At 62.4% G+C, this 1,371-nt stretch carries 2 protein-coding genes; one reads left to right on the plus strand and one right to left on the minus strand.

Annotation, left to right across the window (positions count from 1 at the left end; genetic code table 11):
- The coding region (locus ACDELDRAFT_RS22505; protein WP_005801228.1) for an SPFH domain-containing protein at window positions 1–876 on the minus strand (876 nt) is incomplete at its 3' end.
- 258 nt (window positions 877–1,134) lie between these two features.
- On the opposite strand from ACDELDRAFT_RS22505, the gene ACDELDRAFT_RS22510 reads away from it, so the two are divergent.
- Window positions 1,135–1,371: DUF2061 domain-containing protein (locus ACDELDRAFT_RS22510; RefSeq protein ID WP_005801230.1), on the plus strand; the 237-nt coding region annotated here is incomplete at its 3' end.

Below are 1,371 nucleotides of genomic sequence, written 5' to 3' on the forward strand. Positions count from 1 at the left end.
TTGCAGGCCTTGCTGCAGGTTCTGCGCCAGCACCTGGCCCAGCGCCACACCGGCGCCCAGACCCATGGCGTCGCCCGCCACGCCGCCACCCTGGCCCACACCCTCGGCGAATTTCGGGATGGCCTGCGCCGTCTGGTACTGCATGAACTTGCCCATGTCGTTGCCGACCATGCCCATGCCGATCTTCTGGTCGAGGATCTTCTGCAGCTCTTCCGGCAGCGAGAGGTTCTGGACCGTGAGGTTTTCGAGCAGCAGGCCGAGCTTGGCGAACTCGGGTTGCAGCTCCTTGGTCAGGGCAGCCGCAAAGGCCTGCTGGTTGGCCGCCAGGTCGAGGAACGGAATCGCGCTGCCCGCAATGGCATTGCTGATGTTCTGCAGCACCAGGCCGCGCAGCTGGCCTTCGAGGTCGGCCACGGGGTACACATCGCGCGTACCCGAAATCTCGGTATGGAACAACTTGGGGTCGGCGATGCGGAAGGCGTAGTTGCCGAACGCGCGCAGGCGCACCGCGCCGAAGTCCTTGTCGCGGATGGTGATGGGCTGGGGTGTGCCCCACTTCTGGTCGATCTGCTGGCGCGTGCTGAAGAAGTACACGTCGCTCTTGAAGGGCGACTGGAACAGCTTGTCCCAGTTCTTCAGGTAGGTCAGCACCGGCAGGGTCTGCGTGGTGAGCTTGTAGGTGCCGGGGCCGAACACGTCGGCCACCTGGCCTTCGTTGACGAACACGGCCATCTGCGACTCGCGCACCACCAGCGTGCCGCCGTTCTGGATTTCCATCCCCTCCATCGGAAAGCGCCATGCCAGCGTCCCGTCGCCGTCCTCGGTCCACTGGAGGATGTCAATGAACTGTTTCTTGATGAAGTCCATGAGGGCCATGCGCACTCCCGTTGGTTGGCTAAGGTTGGAGGTGAAAAGAGCGGCCATCATAGCAACGGGGGCTTTGCATTCCGCAGCATTTTTTGGCCGTTGCGCGATGTCCGCGCGCCCTGTCGGCTGTGCGAAGCGCTGGTGCACCGAACAATAGTTCTTATCTCTGTTTTAGATCAGATCAATTGGCCTGAGCTATGGATGGCACCTACCATTGCAGCAAGCTGGCCAACAGGCCCAACTGCTGCACGAAGAAAGGAGCCCGTCATGTCCCGCATCCGCCAAGTCGCCCGCCAGAACAAGACCATGCTAATAAAAACGGGCAGCTATTACGTGATCCATATCGCGGTGGCCGCCTTGGTGGCCTACGCCGTGACAGGCAACCTGTGGGCCTCGCTCACCCTGAGCCTGCTAGAGCCCACGGTGCAGGCCGTGGCCTTTTTCTTCCATGAAAAAGCCTGGGACCGGGCTGCGCACCGAGCGTCAGCCGGGGCGCGCGCTGCG

It is taken from the genome of Acidovorax delafieldii 2AN (assembly GCF_000175235.1).
Lineage (GTDB): Bacteria > Pseudomonadota > Gammaproteobacteria > Burkholderiales > Burkholderiaceae_C > Acidovorax > Acidovorax delafieldii_B.